Annotated in this window: 15 protein-coding genes; 4 read left to right on the top strand and 11 right to left on the bottom strand. The window is 75.8% G+C overall.

Annotated features, from left to right (window positions below):
* Positions 1–44 precede the first annotated feature (44 nt).
* Positions 45–908 (top strand): alpha/beta fold hydrolase, encoded by an 864-nt coding sequence (locus ACFP3R_RS21320; protein WP_380638119.1) that lies wholly within the window; start codon positions 45–47, stop codon positions 906–908.
* Here ACFP3R_RS21320 and ACFP3R_RS21315 read toward each other — a convergent pair.
* Positions 893–1927, bottom strand: a complete 1035-nt coding sequence (locus ACFP3R_RS21315; protein ID WP_380638118.1) for a serine/threonine-protein kinase — start codon at positions 1925–1927, stop codon at positions 893–895. The genes ACFP3R_RS21320 and ACFP3R_RS21315 overlap by 16 nt on opposite strands.
* A gap of 350 nt (positions 1928–2277) precedes the next feature.
* Positions 2278–3267 carry a lysyl oxidase family protein gene (locus ACFP3R_RS21310; protein ID WP_380638117.1) on the bottom strand — a complete coding sequence of 330 codons (990 nt, stop codon included), beginning with the start codon at positions 3265–3267 and terminating at the stop codon, positions 2278–2280.
* 221 nt (positions 3268–3488) lie between these two features.
* Here ACFP3R_RS21310 and wecB point away from each other — a divergent pair, with 221 nt between their 5' ends.
* Positions 3489–4649: a non-hydrolyzing UDP-N-acetylglucosamine 2-epimerase gene (gene wecB, locus ACFP3R_RS21305; RefSeq protein ID WP_380638208.1), complete on the top strand. Its 1161-nt coding sequence runs from the start codon at positions 3489–3491 to the stop codon at positions 4647–4649.
* Here the strand turns inward: wecB and ACFP3R_RS21300 are convergent.
* Both ACFP3R_RS21300 and ACFP3R_RS21295 read right to left on the bottom strand, forming a co-directional pair.
* Positions 4567–5877, bottom strand: coding sequence for an FAD-dependent oxidoreductase (locus tag ACFP3R_RS21300; protein ID WP_380638116.1), 1311 nt, complete (start codon positions 5875–5877; stop codon positions 4567–4569). The genes wecB and ACFP3R_RS21300 overlap by 83 nt on opposite strands.
* A complete protein-coding gene (locus tag ACFP3R_RS21295) occupies positions 5877–6683 on the bottom strand; it encodes a glycosyltransferase (protein WP_380638115.1) in 807 nt (268 codons plus the stop codon). Before ACFP3R_RS21295 ends, ACFP3R_RS21300 begins: the two co-directional genes overlap by 1 nt.
* Positions 6684–7063: 380 nt before the next feature.
* On the opposite strand from ACFP3R_RS21295, the gene ACFP3R_RS21290 reads away from it, so the two are divergent.
* On the top strand, positions 7064–8476 hold the full coding sequence (locus tag ACFP3R_RS21290) for a sugar transferase (protein WP_380638114.1): 1413 nt from the start codon (positions 7064–7066) through the stop codon (positions 8474–8476).
* Positions 8458–9942 (top strand): putative glycoside hydrolase family 15 protein, encoded by a 1485-nt coding sequence (locus ACFP3R_RS21285; protein WP_380638113.1) that lies wholly within the window; start codon positions 8458–8460, stop codon positions 9940–9942. The genes ACFP3R_RS21290 and ACFP3R_RS21285 overlap by 19 nt, the downstream gene beginning before the upstream one ends.
* Positions 9943–9999: 57 nt before the next feature.
* Here the strand turns inward: ACFP3R_RS21285 and ACFP3R_RS21280 are convergent, their stop codons facing one another.
* The 7 genes from ACFP3R_RS21280 to ACFP3R_RS21250 all read right to left on the bottom strand — a co-directional run.
* Entirely contained in the window at positions 10000–11133 is a 1134-nt protein-coding gene (locus ACFP3R_RS21280; protein ID WP_380638112.1) for a glycosyltransferase family 4 protein, read from the bottom strand.
* Positions 11126–12196, bottom strand: a complete 1071-nt coding sequence (locus tag ACFP3R_RS21275) for a glycosyltransferase family 4 protein (protein WP_380638111.1) — start codon at positions 12194–12196, stop codon at positions 11126–11128. The genes ACFP3R_RS21280 and ACFP3R_RS21275 overlap by 8 nt, the downstream gene beginning before the upstream one ends.
* An 11-nt stretch (positions 12197–12207) precedes the next feature.
* Positions 12208–13629 carry an oligosaccharide flippase family protein gene (locus ACFP3R_RS21270; protein ID WP_380638110.1) on the bottom strand — a complete coding sequence of 474 codons (1422 nt, stop codon included), beginning with the start codon at positions 13627–13629 and terminating at the stop codon, positions 12208–12210.
* Positions 13614–14864, bottom strand: a complete 1251-nt coding sequence (locus ACFP3R_RS21265) for a glycosyltransferase 87 family protein (protein ID WP_380638109.1) — start codon at positions 14862–14864, stop codon at positions 13614–13616. The genes ACFP3R_RS21270 and ACFP3R_RS21265 overlap by 16 nt, the downstream gene beginning before the upstream one ends.
* Positions 14861–15748 carry a YveK family protein gene (locus ACFP3R_RS21260; RefSeq protein ID WP_380638108.1) on the bottom strand — a complete coding sequence of 296 codons (888 nt, stop codon included), beginning with the start codon at positions 15746–15748 and terminating at the stop codon, positions 14861–14863. The genes ACFP3R_RS21265 and ACFP3R_RS21260 overlap by 4 nt, the downstream gene beginning before the upstream one ends.
* Entirely contained in the window at positions 15745–16803 is a 1059-nt protein-coding gene (locus ACFP3R_RS21255) for a glycosyltransferase (RefSeq protein WP_380638107.1), read from the bottom strand. Before ACFP3R_RS21255 ends, ACFP3R_RS21260 begins: the two co-directional genes overlap by 4 nt.
* Positions 16793–17373 (bottom strand): O-antigen ligase family protein (locus ACFP3R_RS21250; RefSeq protein WP_380638106.1); only part of this gene is annotated, 581 nt, incomplete at its 5' end. The genes ACFP3R_RS21255 and ACFP3R_RS21250, both read right to left, overlap by 11 nt.

The raw sequence follows: 17373 nt of genomic DNA, 5'->3' as shown, positions 1-17373 counted from the left end.
GTGGCGTTCCTAGGCTGGGGCCGTCAACGGCAACGGGGGTCCTCATGCGGGTGAACGGGTTGGACATCGCCTACGACGACGAGGGCAGCGGCCCGCCGGTGGTGCTGGTGCACGGGCACCCGTTCGACCGCTCGCTGTGGCGGCCCCAGGTCGAGCGGCTCAGCGGGGTGTATCGATTTATCGTGCCCGACCTGCGCGGCTACGGGGAGACGAAACCCGTGTCCGGGAGGGCGGGGGCGATGCCGGACACGACGCCGCTGGGCGTGTTCGCCGACGACCTGGTGGCGCTGCTCGACCGCCTGGGGCTGGAGCGGGTGGTGCTGGGCGGGCTGTCCATGGGCGGGCAGATCGTCATGGAGGTGCACCGAGCCCACCGGGAACGGGTCGGTGCGCTGATCCTCGCGGACACCTTCCCGGAGGCGGAGACCCCGGCGGGGCGGGAGGCCAGGCGCGCGGCGGCCGAGCGGGTGCTGCGCGAGGGCATGGGCCCCTACGCCGACGAGGTGCTGGACCGGATGATCACCCCGCGCAACGTCCGCGAACTGCCCGAGGTGGCGGAGCACGTGCTGCGGATGATGCGCGGGACCCCACCCGAGGGCGCGGCCGCCGCGCTGCGGGGGAGGGCGGAGCGGCCCGACTACCTGGGATCGCTGGCCCGGGTCGCCGTCCCGGCGCTGGTGGTGGTCGGCGCGGAGGACGAGTACACGCCGGTCGAGGTGGCGCGGCGGCTGCACGCGGTGATCCCCGGGTCGACGCTCGCCGTCGTCGACGGGGCCGGTCACCTGCCGAACCTGGAGCGGCCGGAGGCGTTCACCGGGGTGGTGGAGCGGTTCCTCGCGGAGGTGTTCCGGGAGGCGGGCGGAGCGACGGGGTCCGGTCCGGGAATGCCGGATCAGGGCATCAGGTAACCGGGCATCTGCTGGTGGAACCCGGTCGCCGGGGGCGTCGGCACGGGCTCGAACTGCCCGGACACCACCCAGGCCGCGCCCACGGCGGCGAGCACCGCCGCGCTCGCGACCGCCAGCTTCGCCCGCGAGTGCGCCGGGGCCCTGAGGACCACGGTGCCGGGTTCGACGGCGAGCACCGCCACCGGCCGGGTCGACCCGCGCAGCAGGCGGGCGCACTCGGCGGCGGTCGGGCGCCGGTGCGGGGACAGCGAGGTCATGCGCTTGAGCAGGCGGACGAGGTCGGCGGGCAGGTCGCGCGGGACCTCCGGTTGGCGGTGCAGGCGGGCCACCGCCGCCTCCACCTGGCTGCCCTGGTACTCGCGCCGCCCGGTCAGGCACTCCAGCAGCACCAGGCCGAGCGCGTAGACGTCGGCCGCCGGGCCGACGTCCTCGCCGCGCACCTGCTCGGGGGCCAGGTAGGCGGCGGTGCCGACGACCTGGCGGGCGTTGGTGAGCCTGGTCGAGCCGGCCGAGCGGGCCAGCCCGAAGTCGGCCAGGTAGGGGATGCCGTCCTCGTCGAGCAGGATGTTCGACGGCTTCACGTCGCGGTGCACCACGTCGCGTTCGTGCACGTGGGCGAGGGCGTCGGCGAGGGGCGCCCCGAGGTCCCGCGCCTGCTCGGGCGTCAGCGGGCCACCGGCCAACCGGTCGCGCAGCGTGGGGCCGTCGACCAGTTGGAGGACCACGAACGAGGTGCCGTCGCACTCCCCCGCGTCGTAGACGGAGACGAGGTTCGGGTGCGACAGGCAGGCCAGCGTGCGCACCTCGTTGTCGAACCGGCTGCCCGCGACCAGGTCCTCGCCCTGGAACACCTTCACCGCGACGTAGCGGCGCAGCACCACGTCCCAGCCCCGGTGGACCTCGGCCATGCCGCCCGAGCCCAGCTTCCCGGACAGGTGGTAGCGACCCGCCAGCACACGACCACCGGCACGGTCGGCCACGCGGTCGTCGGTGGGCAGCGACACTGCCTCACCCCTCACGGTCGACTGGTCCGGACGCGACCGGGTTCCCCTCCGTCGACGCCGACAAACCGGAGAACCGATTCGAGACGCGAACCGGCCATGACCTGCGTCTCACCACCGGACGAGGAGCCCGGACCAGCCCGTGACCACCGGACGGCGGCCCCCCCACCCGGGTGACCACCCCGCGACGGCGGACAGCAGCCGCCACCCGGGCAGCCACACCGCTGCACCACGACCCGGCAGCCCTCCACCACAGCCCCACCCGGGCAGCCACCCCACCACCCCACCACCCCACCACCGCAGCACCGCAGCCGCCACCCGGGCAGCCACCCCACCACCACGGCACGGCAGCCCCCGGCAACCACTCCCTACCCAGGAACAGCGACCACCGACGGCAGCGGGTCGAGCAGGGCGTCACCGGCTGCCCGCCGCGCGCACGTCGCCTCCCCCGGGCAGCTGCGCAGCAGCTTCACCACCGGCGGCGAGGTGATGCGCAGCGGCGGCTGCGCGGCTCCCCCCGGCCACTGGAGCGAGATCGCCACCGACGACGTGTTGTTGTCGTAGGACTTCTCCACCAGCGAGCGGTCGCCGTTGACCACGTTCAGCACGTCGTACACGCCCGACCTCACCCTGGTCAGGTCGAGCCACTGGAAGTCGACCGTGTACCGGTAGTCGTCGCCGTACCCGACCGAGATGCCCTCGGCCACCTCCAGCGCCTCGGGCGCGTGGTGGCCGCAGCGGTTCTGGCGCAGGTAGTCGGCCAGCGCGCCCTCCGGGGTGCCCGGGTCGTCCGGGCGGTGGGGCAGCGCGTCGTGCAGCGGGTAGCGGTCGCCCAGGCAGAAGCCGGTCTTGCGGTCGGTCACCACCACCCGCCCGTCGGGCGTGCGCAGCTGGAAGTGCTCGAAGTCGAGCAGGTGCCAGTGGGTGTGCGACGGGGCGGGCTCGTAGTACAGGGTCGCCGGGATCGGGTTCTGCGCCTCCGCGTACGAACCGGGGACCTTTCCGTCCACAGAGGACTGGAAAGCCTGCCGCGCGGTCATGGTCGGCTCGTCGGCGCGCGCGCGGCTGCCGTAGATGAGCAGCGGCCCGTCCCCGACGTTGTCCGCGGCGGTGGTGAAGCGCAGCCGGACCGCCTCGCCCGCGCTCCCGCACGCCCCGTTGGGCGCCTCCGCGTCGGCGACCACGCACACGTCCCAGTCCGTGCAGCCCGCCGGGTCGCCGGTCTGCCCTCCCGCGCACCCGACCGGCGCCTGCCTCAGGTCGGGCAGGAGGTGCGCGTCGCCGGCCCGCGCGTTCGACGGCCCCATGAGCGCCACGACGAGCACCGCCGTGGCGAGCAGGGGCACGTGTCTGCGCATTTCTCCTCCTGTGTTCGGGGTGATGGACGGATGCGTCCACTTGAGAACCTAGTGACATACCCCGACAAAACCGGCTCCACACCGTCCAGGTTCACTCGATCGACTGAGACACAAGGGAAATCGACCACCGGGACTCTAACCTTCTCCGCGATCGCGCCCCGGCGCGGCGTCCGCGACTGGAGGTGGGTCAGATCGACACGGGAGCCCCCGGGGCCGTCACGATGGTGTGCGGGACGAGGCCAGAGCTGATCAAGCTGGCCCCGTTGATCCGCCTGCTCGGGCAGGCGGCCACCGTCGTCTACACCGGGCAGCACTACGACACCGCGATGTACCACCGCATCCGCCGCGACATCGGGTGCACCGGCCGGTTCCACGAGCTGGCGGTCGGCGGCGCGCGCCGGGGCGCGCAGCTGGGCGCGGCGGTGGCCGCGGTCGACGGGCTGCTGGCGCAGCACCCGACGCGGGCGGTGGTCGTGCAGGGCGACACCACCTCCGCGCTGGCGGGCGCGTTGGCCGCCAACGCCAACGAGGTGCCCCTGGTGCACGTCGAGGCGGGCCTGCGCAGCTACGACCGGGCGATGCCCGAGGAGCACAACCGGGTGGCCATCGACCACCTCGCCGACCTGTGCTGCGCGCCGACCCCGCTCAACCGCACCAACCTGCTCGCCGAGGGCGTGCCCGACGAGCGCATCGCGATCACCGGCAACACCGTGGTCGAGGCGCTCGTGGCCGCGCTGCCCGGCCGCGAGGAGGAGGACGTCGTGCTGGCCGCGCACGAGCTGCGGCCGGACGGCTACGTGCTGGCCACCGTGCACCGCCCGGAGAACGTGGACGACCCGGCGAACCTGGAGACCATCCTGCGCGAGCTGCTGCGGCTGCCGCTGCCGGTGGTGCTGCCGCTGCACCCCCGCACGGCCAAGCGGGTCGAGGGCTTCAACCTGGGCGGGCTCCTGGCGGGCCTGCGGGTCGTGGAGCCGCAGGCGTACCCGGCGTTCCTCGCCCTGGCCCGGCACGCCGCGGTGGTGGTCTCCGACTCCGGCGGCATCCAGGAGGAGGTGAGCGTGCTCAAGCGGCCCGTCGTGGTGGTGCGGCGCAGCACCGAGCGGCCGGAGATCGAGGGCACGTTCGGCACCCTGGTGGCGCCGGGGGCGGGGGTGCGCGCCGAGGTGCTGCGGTGGCTGGACGACGTGCCCGGCCACCGGGAGCGGCTGGAGCGCATCCCCTCCCCCTACGGCACCGGCTCGCCGTCGACCCGGATCGCCGCGGCGCTGCGGCGGCTGGTCGGTGACGAGCGGGTGCTCAGCCCGGAACGGGTCTTGGTGCCCCCGCCGGCGTCGCGACCACGCGGTTCGCGAGTCCCACACTCGAATTCCAGCTCGTGACGTCCGGGTAGACGTGGGCGGTGGTCGCCAGCAGCAGCGGGGTGCCGGCGACCACCACCGGCGGCCGCCGCGCCAGGTAGCCCAGCGGGTACACCGGTTCCACGAACGGCGCCCGGAACACGCGCACGTCCTCCACGTCCTCGCGGCCCAGCCCGGGGTGCAGGGCCAGCAGCTGCGCGGTCCACCGCTCGGCCACCGCGGCGTCGTCCTCCGCGAACAGCGCGGAGCCGCGGTCGGTGTAGCGCATGGCGTAGACCAGGTGGCGGCCGGCGTAGGGCTCCACGCCCGCCAGCGGGGTCATCTGGACCAGGCCGTCGAAGTCCGTGCCGGAGCGCACCACGGGCGTCCAGTAGTGGCCCGACAGCGGGCGGCGCAGGAAGAACAGCGCGTTGACCACGCCCTGGTACGGCAGCTCCACCTCGGGCAGGCGGGGCGCGAGGTCCTCGTCCGCGACCTGCCGCAGCTGGGGCAGCGGCAGCGTCGAGATCGCCCGGTCGGCGGTGAGCACCTCGCCGGGCAGCTCCAGCCGCACGCCGTCGCCGACGCCGATCCGCCGCACCGGCGCGCCGAGCCGCACCACGCCGCCGTGGGCCTCGATCGAGGCCCTCAGCGCGTCCACGACGGCCCGGTAGCCGCCCTCCGGGTAGCCGCGCACCGAGACCGCGCCCTCGCGCCCCAGGCGCTGCCACAGGTACAGCGCGGGCACGTCGCCGAAGCGCGCGCCGAACTTCGCGCCGAACAGCGGCGCCAGCAGCAGCTCCCACACGCGGTCGCCGTACAGCCCGCGCAGCCAGTCCTCGGTCCGGACGGCGTCGAGGTCGCGGCCGCGGCCCAGGCGGCGCAGCAGCAGCGTGACCACGCCGAAGCGCACCCGGTCGGGAAGGCCCAGCGGGGTGAAGCGCAGCAGGTCCAGGGCCGTGTTGAACGGGTGGTGGCGCCCGGCGACGACCATCCCCATCCGGGTGGGCGACCACCTGATCGAGGACCGCAGGCCGAGTTCGTCGAGCAGTCCGAGCAGGTGCTCGTCGGAGGGCATCACGCAGTGGTAGAACCGCTCGACCCACCGGTCGCGCCACGGGAAGAACGTGCCCAGGCCGCCGAGCCGGTCGCTGCCCTCCAGCAGGGTCACCCCGGTGCCCGAGCGGGCCAGCCGGTGCGCGGCGGCCAGGCCGCAGATCCCGCCGCCGACGACCGCGACGTGCTCGCCCGCCCGGGGCGCGGCGGCCATCACAGGGCCCGGTGCGGCGCGGGCGCGAGGCGGTCGCGCGCCAGCAGCCTCAGGTACTGCCCGACGGTCCGGGCGATGCGGATCTTGCTCGCGCCCCGCTTGCGGTCGTACCGCAGCACCAGCGGCACCTCGGTCACCACCGGGCGGCAGTGCCGCAGCTTCATCAGCAGCTCCACCATGCAGGCGAACCCGCGCTCCTCGATCAGCCGCTCGCCCCAGTGGCGGGTGGCCCGCGCGAGCAGGTCCGCGCGGTAGGCGCGGAACCCGCTGGTGAAGTCGCGCACCCCCTCGACCCGCACCAGGCGCCGGAACAGCACGGCCGCGCCGCGCGAGAGCAGCCGGCGCAGCGGGGGCGCGGTGGCGTCGTCGCCGCCGTCGACGAAGCGGGAGCAGATCACCACGTCCGCGCCCGCGTCGATCTCCGCGCGCAGCCGGCGCAGCAGGTCCGGGTCGTGGGTGTCGTCGGCGTCCATCACCACGACGAGGTCGGACCCGGCGGCCTCCGCGAGCACGGCGCGCAGGCCGGACTGGACGGCCTGGCCGAGGCCGAGGTTCACCGGGTGGCTGACGAGCCTGAGGTCCAGGCCGGGCACGCCGGCGGCGACCACCTCGGCGGTGCCGTCGGACGAGCCGTCGTCCACGACCCAGGCGGTGAGCCGTTCGGCGAGGGCGACGTCCGCGAGCCGGCGGAGCAGCGGCGGCAGCGACGCGGCCTCGTTGTAGGCGGGCAGCACGACGTGGGCTCGGGCGCTGGTGCCGCGGCCGGGGGAAAGGGCCGGTGCGCCCTGTTCCGACGTGGTGCGCACGGCGCCTTCATCGACGGTCAAAGGGCCCCATTTCACTGGATGTCGGATGTCGGGTCAGAATTATTCGCCTGCGTGTCCCGACCCGATCCGGCCACCCCGGGCGTTCCGGGTGGGGCGGCGGGGCGAATTCGCCGGTGCCCGACCGACCGGCCCTGACCGAGAAGAGGAAAAACCGTTCCCGAAAGAGTGAACTAATCCAAGGAAGGCGCACTGAATTTACACCGAGTGACTAGCGCTTCCCCGTTCGACTGGTCTCGAACGGGTGACCAATATCGAGTTCCTGGTGGAGAGGACGACGTCCTGATGTGGTGTGGCGTGTGCGGCACGCCCGCGGCCCCCGGCCCGGGCGGTCCGCGGTGAACGGGGTGGGGGTGAACGGGGTGGGGGTGAACGGGGTGCGCTCGGCGGCCACCCGGCCCCCGGCGTCGCGGCGGCGGGGCCCGGGGCCGCGCGAGTCCTCGTGGTCGGACCTGCTCCGGCGGGTGAACGCGGTGGCGGTGCTGCTGGTCGCGGTCGACGCGGGCGCGGTGGCGCTGGCGGTCGCGCGGTGCCGCCCGGACTGGTGGTGGGCCGCGGTGGTGGCGGCGGCGCTGCTGGGCGCCCGCGCCGCGGGCCGGCTGTACCGGCGGCGGCTGTGGCTGTCCTGGCTCCAGGACCTGCCCCGCTCGCTCGGCGCGACCGCACTGGCCTTCGCCCTGGTCACCGGGGTCGGGCTGGTCGCGGACGAGCCCGCGCTCGCCGCCCAGCGATCGGTGCTGGTCTTCGCCGCGGCCGGCGAGCCCGCGCGGCTGGCGGTGTTCGCGTTCGGCCGCTGGTGCCGGCGCCGGTTCCACCGCTGCGACCGGGCGATCGTGGTCGGCGCGGGCAAGGTCGGCGTCGACCTGGTCGGCGCGATGCTCGCGCACCCGGAGTTCGGCCTGCGGCCGGTCGGGTTCGTCGACCCGGAGCCGGCGCTCGACCCGGCCGCGCTGCCGGTCGACCTGCTGGACGGGGACCTGGCCGACTCGATCGGCCGGTTGGGGGTGGGCACGGTGGTGCTGGCGTTCTCCCGCGCCCGCGAGTCGTCCGTGGTCGACTCGGCCATCACCGCCCACCGGCTGGGCTGCACCACCCTGGTGGTGCCCCGGATGTACGAGCTCCACCAGGACGGCCCCGACGTCGAGCGGCTGCGCAGCTACCCGCTGATGCGGCTGGGCACCGCGCCGACCAGCAGGCCGAGCTGGTGGGTCAAGCGCGGCATGGACGTGCTGCTGGCCGCCGGCGCGCTGGTGGCGCTGTCACCGGTGATCGCCCTGTGCGCGCTGGCCGTGCTGCTGGAGAGCGGGCGGCCGGTGATCTTCCGGCAGGTCCGGATCGGGATGGATGATCAGCCTTTCGTGCTCTACAAGTTGCGCAGCGTGAGAATGCTGGGCGAAGACGATTCCCAAATCACCTGGTCGGTGACCGGAGATCGCCGGGTCGGACCAGTCGGACGATTCCTGCGCAATTCGTCCCTGGACGAACTGCCCCAGTTGTGGAACATCATCCGGGGCGACATGTCGATCGTCGGCCCGCGCCCGGAAAGGCCGGGTTTCGTGCGCGAGTTCTCCGCGATCCACGAGCTGTACTGGGCCCGGCACCGAGTTCCCACGGGATTGACCGGGCTGGCGCAGGTGCACGGCCTCCGGGGCGACACCTCGATCGTCGACAGGTCCCGGTACGACAACTACTACATAGCGAACTGGTCCTTGTGGCTGGACGTCAAGATCCTGTTGCAGACGGTGGGTGAGCTGTTGTGCCGAAGGGATCGCTGATCCGGCGGGCGCGCCGGGCGGCGGGGCTGCTGTGCGCCGCCGCGCTGCTGCTGGCGGGCTCGGGCTGCACCGTCGACTCCGCCACGGGCCAGGTCGGGGGCAGGCCCCCGGCGGACCCGCTGGCCCCGCCGCCCAAGCCGCTCGCGCCGTGCGCCTGGTGGTACGGCATCGGCGAGCCGCCGAGCGCGGTGGAGCTGAAGTTCGCCGCCCAGCACTACGACCTGGTGGTGCTCAACGCGACCGAGACCAAGGCCCTGCGCCGGCTCAAGAAGCTGAACCCGGACATCAAGGTGCTGGTCTACAAGGACTTCTCCAGCACCCGCAACTACCCCGGCGCGGTCATCGGCGACGACGACGCGCCGTTCCTGCCCAGCGGCGTCGGCTACTTCGCCGCCCAGCGGCACAACCCCCAGTGGTTCGCGGTGGACACGGAGAACCACCGGATCGAGTGGAAGCCGTACCCGAAGCACTGGCAGATGGCCGTGTGGGACCCCTCCTACCAGAAGGCGTGGACCGAGGCGGTGACCACCGAGCTGGTGCGCGAGGGCTGGGACGGGGTGCTGGCGGACAACGACTTCAGCTCCCTGCGCTACTACTCCTCGGCGGTCGTCAAGGGCGCGGAGGACGCGGCCGAGTCCGACCGGATCATCCGCGAGGGCCTGGACGCGTTCCTCACCACGGCCGGCGACGCCCTCCAGAAGGCGGGGAAGATGCTGGTCCCGAACGTGTCCGAGTCGCACCTGACGGCCGGGCGCTGGTCGGCGCACTCCCGCTACCACGGCGCGATGGAGGAGAACTTCGGCCTCCGCGACACCGGCACGGGCGAGCTGCTCACCTTCAAGGGCAACGAGTGGAAGGAGCTGCGCTCGCAGGCCGCGCTCGGCGAGACGTGGCTGCTGCTGATCACGCACACCAGGAGCGAGCGGGAGGAACGGGTCGGCTACGCCACCGCGGCCCTGCTGGCGAGCCCGTACACCTGCTGGAGCGGGGCGACCACCAAGGACTACCGCCACCCGGACTGGTCGGACTACCAGGAGGCCGAGCTGGGCGAGGCGGTCGAGACCGCGAACCGGCTGCCCTCCGGGGTGTGGGACCGCCGCTTCACCGGCGGGTACGTGGCGGTCAACCCGACCGGGCAGAAGGTCGTGGTGACGCCGCCGGCGGGGCTGGTGGACCTCGACACCGGGGACCCCGTGCCCGCGACCGTCGAGCTGGCCGCCGCCGACGCGCTGGTCCTGGTCAGGCCGCCGGCCCAGGAGACCACGACCACCCGGCCGGACCCCACGACGACCACCGACCCCGCCACGACGACGCCCGCGACCACGCCCACCGACGCGCCGACCTCCAGCGCGCCGACCACCGGGGGCCCGACCTCCGCGGACCCGACCTCCGCGGACCCGACCACGACCCCGCCGACGACCGACACGACCACCGAGGCCCCGACCACGACACCCACGCCGGGCTGACCCGGGGTGGCGTTCGTCGCGGTCGGGTCACCCCCGTCCGGCGAACGCCACCCGAGGTCAGCCCCCGGGCCACCCCAGCACCTCGCGGTACAGCGCGAGGTGCCGACCGGCGCACACCCCCGGCGCGAACCGCTCCCGCGCCCGCTCCGCCAGCTCCCGCCCGGTCCGCCCCGGGTCCGGGTCCTCGAACAGCGCCCGCAGCCGGGCCGCGAGCTGCGCCACGTCACCGGGCGCGGCCAGCCGGCCCGCGTCGCCGAGCATGTCCGCCACACCGCCGGTGTCCGTGGCGACCACCGGCTTGCCCGCCGCCATCGCCTCGGCCACCACCAGCGGCTGCTGCTCCATCGTGGACGGCAGCACCAACGCGTCGTGCGCCCGCAGCAGCTCCGGCACGTCGGGGCGGAACCCGAGGAACCGCACGCGCCCGCCCAGCCGCCCCGCCAGCACCTCCGCCCGCGCCCGCTCCGGCCCGTCCCCGACCACCGCCAGCGTCGCGTCCGCGGGCATCACCCCGGGCACGGCCAGCGCCTCCAGCAGCGTCGCCACCCCCTTGCGCGCCACCAGCAGCCCGACGAACACCAGCCGCCGCACCGGGCCGGACGGCGGGTGCGGCCGGGCCGCGCCCACGCAGTTGTCGATGTGCGCCAGCCGCCGCGCGGGCACCCTCAGCCGGGAGCTGAGGAACAGCCCCATCGCCCGCGCCGGCACCACGGTCCGGTGCACCGCCCGCGCCACCACCGCGTCGGCGGCCAGCACGGTCCGCGTGTACGGCGACGGGCCGGGCGCCCGCGCCACCCCGCGGAACCACGCCTCGCCCACGTCGTCCGGCACGCCGTGGTAGGTCTGCACCACCCCGCACCGCGCCCGCGGCCCGGCCACGACCAGCCCGGCCGCGACCAGCCCGGCCGCAACCAGCCCGGAGCGCCGGTCCTGCGCGTGCACCACGTCGGGCCGCCAGGCCAGCAGCGCCGCCCGCGCCCGGCGCCCGGCGCGCACGTCCGACTTGCCCCCGACCTCCACCCGCTCGTGGTTCTCACCCAGCAGCTCGGCCCCGCGCCGGGGCACCGGCCCGAACACCCGCACGTCCGCCTCGCCCGAGTCGAGCAGGGCCCGCGCGAGCCGCACCGCCACGTCCACCGGCCCGCCGCCGTCCTGGGTCAGCAGGTACGCCACCCTCAGCCGCTCACCCACGGTCCACCAGCTTCTCCACCAGGGTCGTGACCTGCTCGTTCGCCTGCCTGCGGTCGAACAGCAGCTCGACCCGCCGACGCCCGCGCCTGCCCTCCGCGTCGACCGACGCGGTGTCGAGCAGCCGGGCCGAGATCGCCGCCGCCAGCCCGGCGACGTCGCCGACCGGCAGCACCGCCCCGGCCGAGCCGAGGGCCTGCCGCACCCCGCCCACGTCGAACGCCACCACGGACCGGCCGCACGCCATCGCCTCCAGCGGCACCAGCGCCATCCCCTCCGCCCGCGACGGCAGCACCACCACGTCCGCCGCCGCGTAGAAGTCGGCGGTCTCGTCGTCGTGGCCCCACCACCGCACCGACTCGTCCAGGAACGCGGGCCGCCAGCGGTGCCCCATCGGCCCGTCCCCGACCAGCACCAGCCGGGCGTCGGGCACCGCGGCCAGCACCGCGGGCCACGCCGAGAGCAGCAGGTCCTGGCCCTTCAGGTGGGTCAGCCGGCCCACGCACACCGCGGTGGGCCGGTCCGGCAGCCCCAGCCGCCACCGCGCGGCCAGCCGGTCGCTCGGGCGGAACCGCTCGGTGTCCACCCCGTTGCACACCACCTCGGCCGACCCGCCGATGCCGGCGACCCGCCCGACCACCAGCTCGTCGTCGCTCACGCACACGAGCTGGTGGGTCCACCGCGAGCCGAACCGCTCCCACCACCGCGACGCGCGCCCCAGGAACCCCTGGGCCGTCTGGAACGACCACAGGTGCGGCTGGAACAGCGTCGGCCGCCGCCCGCGCAGCACGAGCCGCCCGGCCAGGCCGGCCTTGGAGCTGTGCAGGTGCACCACGTCCGGCGCCAACCGCCGCAGCACGCGCCGCAGCCGGAACGCCTCGGCCACCACCCCCGGCCCGGGTCGGCGGCCGGCCCGCCACTCCTCCACCCGCAGGCCCGCGCCCCGCGCCCGCGCGGCCAGCGGCCCCGGCGGGCACACCACGGTGACCTGCCACCCCCGGTCCCGCTGCGCGCGCGCCAGGCCCAGCACCACCGCCGCCACGCCCGCGGTCACGGGTTGGCTCACGTGCACGACCTTCACCGCCGCACCCCCCGCAGCACGTCCCGGTTCACGCCCACCACGACCGCACCGCACACCGCCACCAGCACCACCCCCTGGATTCCCGCGCCCGCCACCGAACCGGGCGGCCCGAACACCTCACCGGCCGGCCACACCACCAGCGCGGCGCACCCGGCCGCCGCCACCACCCCCGCCGCGCCGCGCGCCAGGGACCGCGCCGGCGGGGCCAGCCCCCGGCGCGCCAACGCCCGCCACGTCACCGGCACCAGCACCCACGCCGCCACCGCGTGCACGAGCGACACCGCCACCACGCCCCGGGCGGTGACCAGGACCAGGCCCGACACCAGCAGGAGCAGGTGGGTCACCTCCAGCGCCAGGTAGCGGCGCGCGTGCCCGGTGGCCTTGAGCACCTGGTACCAGACGTGCAGCAGGCTGATCCCCAGGCCGTACAGGCACAGCAGCGCCAGCGGCAGCGCCGCCGGGGCCCACCGCGCGCCGAACACCACGACCCGGTCCGCCGACACCGCCACCACCGCGTACAGGCCGCCGGTCAGCGCCAGCACGGCCAGCGTGAACCGACCGACCACACCGGACAGCTCCCGCCCCTCGCGCAGCAGCTCCGCGCACAGCGGCAGCAGGACACCGCCCAGCACCACCGCCACCAGGATGTAGGGCACCCAGGCGATCCGGTACGCCAGCGAGTACGCGCCGACCGCCTCGGCGCCCAGCACCCGCGCCACGGCCAGGTAGTCCACGTTGATCAGCAGCACCGCGACCAGCGCGCCCGGCCCGACCACCGCGATCCAGCGCAGCGACTCGCCGGCCGCCGCCGCGTCCCACCCCGGCCGCACCCGCACCCCCACCAGCACCGCCAGCAGCGGCGCGGACACCGCCGTGCACAGCAGCCCCAGCACCGGCGCGTACGGTCCCGCGCCGCCCACCGCGAGCGCGATCGCCACCGCCGCGCCGAGCACCGCGCCCCCGGCGTCGGGCAGCAGCCTGCGCCGGAAGTCCAGGTCCCGGTGGAGCAACCCCATCTGCACCCCGGCCACGGCCGAGAACGGCAGGCTCAGCGCCGCCAGCCGCACCAGCGGCGCGGCCCCCGGCGCGTCCAGCGCCCGCGCCACCTCGTCGGCCGCCGCCACCAGCACCAGCGCCGACACCGCGCCCGCGCCCGCGCTGAGCACCAGCAGCGTGCCCGCCACCCGGCGCGGGTCGCCCGCGGTGCGGCTGATCACGTCGTACACGCCCATCGACTGCACGACCTGCCCGATGTTCACCAGCGCCACGGCCAGCGCGACCAGCCCCAGCGCCCCGGGGGTGAGGAACGCCGCCAGCACCAGGGTGACCGCCACCTGGCTGCCCTTGCTGACCACGTTCACCAGGAATAACCAGAGCGAACCGCGCACCGCCGCGTCGTTGGTCACGGTCGTCCGCACCGGGCCTTCGAGGCGAACGCCACCAGCAGCGCCCACGCCAGCACGACCGCCACGCCGTCCAGGGTCACGTCGGCCCGCGCGCCCAGCACGTCCCGGACCGCGAGGCCGACGAAGTGCAGGTGCGCGAACGGCACCGCCACCAGCAGCAGCACCAACCCGACCGGCCGCCAGGCCCGCTCCCGGCGGCGCGGCCACCACACCACCGCCACCGCCACCAGCGCGGGCACCGCGATGAGCACGTCACCGGGCTGGTGCACCACCGCGACCGCCACGGCCAGGCACGTCAGCAGGTCGGCCGCGGCCGGCGCGCCCGCCCGGTCCAGCCGGCGCGCCAACACCGCGCTCACCGCGAGCGCGCCCACCGGCGCCACCACTTCCGCGCCCGGCGGCGACCAGCCGGTGAGCCGGAAGAACACGGCCGCGAGGTCGATGCGTTGGGACGTCGGGGAATCCACCGCGCCGTAGGGGGTGTGGGCGGCGTGCGCGAGGTTCGCCGCGACCGCGTCGAGGAACGCGCCCGGCCCGCCGCGCGCCACCAGCGGCACCACCACGACCAGGCTCGCCACCGCCGCCACCGCCGTGCCGGTCAGCGCGACCCGCCGCGAGCCCCGGGCGAACAGCAGCAGCGCCAGCGGCAGGCCGAACTGCGGCTTCAGCCACGCCAGCGCGAGCGCCACCGCCGCCCACCGCGGGTGCCGGTCGCGCCACCGCAGCGCGCCCGCCGCGCCGACCGCGATCAGCGGGTTGACCTGGCCGACGTACAGCTGGGCCTTGCCCACCTGGCTGAGCACCAGCAGCGTCGCGACCACCGCCGTGCCGACCGCCAGGGGCGCGTGCGGGCGCAACCGGCCCGCCGCCAGCACCGCCAGCAGGACCAGGAGCACCAGCGAGGCCAGCGCGAACGCCACCGCGCCCACCCGGTACCCGGGCAGCGCGAACGGCAGGTGCAGCACCAGGTGGTAGGGCTGGTAGAGGTTGAAGTTCTGCCGCACCGGCCAGTGCGCGAACATCTCCGCCGGGTGGTAGGGGTTGCCGCCGTCGAGGAACTCGCGGATCGGGAAGTACAGCGCGTCCCGGAAGTCCTGCATCCGCTCCTCGGCCGCGTTCGCGGCCGTCGGCGTCGGCGCCTGCCACGCGGGCCGCAGCGCGCGCCACGCGCCTACGACACCCACCAGGCCCACCAGCCCGACGAGCAGCAGGTGCCCGCGGGCGGCCCGCGTGCGCAGCGCGGTCACGCCAGCACCACCCCGACCACGGTCGTGGGGGCGGGCAGCGCGCCGACCACGGCGGCCAGCTCGTCGTGCCGGCCCCGGTCCCGGGGCGCCAGCGCGATCAGCGCGTCGCCGTCGGCGGGCTCACCGGTCTTGTCCGGCAGCTCGGCGGCCAGCGCCTCGGCGCGCCCGGTGAGCTCCGGCACCACGGCCACCACGCGCGCCGGCCGCGCCGCCGCGCCGCACAGCACGGCCAGCCGCCGCACCAGGTCCGGGTCGTCGTCGTCCAGCACCGCCACCGGGTGCCGCACCCCGCCCGCGACCAGCGCCGCGCGCACCCGGTCACCCGCGCGGGTGCGCCGCAGGTGCCCGAACGCGTAGGCGCCCAGGCCCGCGACCACGCCCGCGACCAGCGCCAGGCCGAACGCCAGCGGGCGGTCCGGCGCGACCCGCCTGGTCTCCGGCCGGTCGAGCAGGCGGAGGCGGGCGGCGGGGGCGAGCAGGTCGGCGTCCACCACGGTCCGCGCGATCAGGTTCACCGCCTCGCTCGCCTGGTCGGCGGTCGGCGCGCGCACGGACAGCCGGGCCAGGCCCGAGGCGGGCACCAGCTCGACCGAGACGCGCCCCGCGAGGTCCGCCGGCGCGATCCCGACCGCCTCGGCGGGGGCGCGCAGCACCGAGGGGCTGCGCGCCACCTCGACCAGCGCGGGCAGCGAGAGCGCGACGACCTCGCCGAACTGGGCGGGCCCGTCGGAGGCGACCGGTCCGGCGAGCAGGCCCACGCGGCTCTCGTGCTCCTCGCCGCGCACCTCCACGAACAGCACCACCACCGCCGCGACGAGCACCGCCACCCCGACGGCGGTCAACGCCGGGCGCCACGGGGCGAGGCGGGTCAGGAGACCGGTCACCGCTCGTCGCCGATCGCGGTGCGCAGCAGCTCGTCGTAGGAGCGCATCAGCGCGTCCGGGTCGTGCACGCGCCGCACCGACGCGCGGCCCTCCGCGCCCAGGTCGGCCCGGACGCCGGGGTCGTCGAGCAGCCGGCGCAGCGCCTCCGCCGTGGCCCCGGGGTCACGGGGCGGCACCACGATCCCGCCACCGCCGGCCAGGGCCTGGCGCACGCCGTCCACGTCGGTCGCCACCACCGGGCGACCGGCGGCCAGCGACTCCAGCACGGCCAGCGGCATCCCCTCCCAGTCGCTGGTGAGCACGGTGACGTCGGCGGCGGCCAGCAGGTCGGGCACGTCGCAGCGGTTGCCCAGGAACCGGACCCGGTCGGTGATGCCCAGCTCGGCCGTCAGCTTCTCCAGCACGTCGCGGCGGCTGCCGTCGCCGGCCAGCCACAGCACCGCGTCCGGGTCGAGCCTGGCCCACGCCTCCAGCAGCACGTCGTGCCGCTTCTGGGGTTCCAGGCGGGCCGGGCACAGCGCGACCGGCACGTCCCGGCCGACGCCGTGCACCGCGCGCACGACGGCCCGGTCCACCCGCTCGGCCTGCGGGAACACCGCGTTCGGGATCACCACCGGGTCGGGGACGCCCGCGGCGCGCAACCGGTCGGCGGTGGCGTCGGCGACCGCCACCACGGTGCGGGAGGTGCGCCGGAGCACGCGCGCGGCGCCCGCGTAGTCCGCGTCGGACACGCCGTGGAAGACGGTCAGCAGCGGCAGCCGGTGGGGCAGCGCCGCGAGCCGGGTGACCAGGCTCGCGGACACGTTGTGGGCCAGCACGACCTCGGGCCGGAAGCTGCCGATCGCGGCCCTGGTCGCGGTGGCGGCGCGCAGCACGCCGGCCGGCCTGCGGCGCGCGACCGGCACGGTGAACGTGGGCACGCCCAGCGCGCGCAGCGCCTCGGCCCGGTGACCGCCGCCGCTCGCGACCGCCGAGTGCCAGCCGAACCGCCCGCCGGCGCGGGTCATCCCGGCGACCAGGGCTTCGGCGCCCCCGGTCCCCATCTCACTGATCACGTGGAGCACACGCAAGGTAGCTCGTTCTCCTCAGGCGCAGGTCGGCCGCGGCCACGACCGCGACCAGGGACCACAGGGGCAGGTAGTACTGCTGGGACAGGAAGGCCGAGGCGACCGCGACGGCGATCAGGCTCGCCTGCACGGCGACGACCGACGCGGGGTCGGTGGTGGCGCGCAGGACGCGTTCGGCGGTGACCGCGGTGAGCGCCAGCAGCGCGGCGAACAGCGCGAAGCCGGGCAGGCCCAGCTCGGCGGCGACCTCCAGGTACGTGTTGTGCGCCACCGGGGACTGCTCGTCGACCTCGGCGTTGTGGGAGGCGGCGGGGTAGCCGGCGCGGAAGCCCCCCGGCCCGACCCCCAGCACCGGGTGCTCGGCGACCAGGCGGGCGGCGGCCTGCCAGCGCAGCTCGCGGGTGTCCACGTTGGTGCCCGCGATGTGGGTCTTCTCCTGGAAGGCGCGGTCGAGCGCGGGACCGGCCGCCGGCGCCGCCGCGCCGACGAGCAGCACCAGCGCGGCCGCCCCGGCGAGCAGGGCGCGCGGCGTGACCGCGCGGCGGGCCACCAGCCACG

Source organism: Saccharothrix lopnurensis (genome assembly GCF_042658445.1).
GTDB lineage: Bacteria > Actinomycetota > Actinomycetes > Mycobacteriales > Pseudonocardiaceae > Actinosynnema > Actinosynnema lopnurensis.
Note: the sequence above shows the minus strand (reverse complement) of the source record. Positions and strands in the feature narration are given on the sequence as shown.

Coding starts and splice junctions, on each gene's coding strand:
- ACFP3R_RS21320 (WP_380638119.1), top strand. CDS start 45: ATGCGGGTGAACGGGTTGGACATCGCCTACGACGACGAGGGCAGCGGC.
- ACFP3R_RS21310 (WP_380638117.1), bottom strand. CDS start 3,267: ATGCGCAGACACGTGCCCCTGCTCGCCACGGCGGTGCTCGTCGTGGCG.
- wecB (WP_380638208.1), top strand. CDS start 3,489: ATGGTGTGCGGGACGAGGCCAGAGCTGATCAAGCTGGCCCCGTTGATC.
- ACFP3R_RS21300 (WP_380638116.1), bottom strand. CDS start 5,877: ATGGCCGCCGCGCCCCGGGCGGGCGAGCACGTCGCGGTCGTCGGCGGC.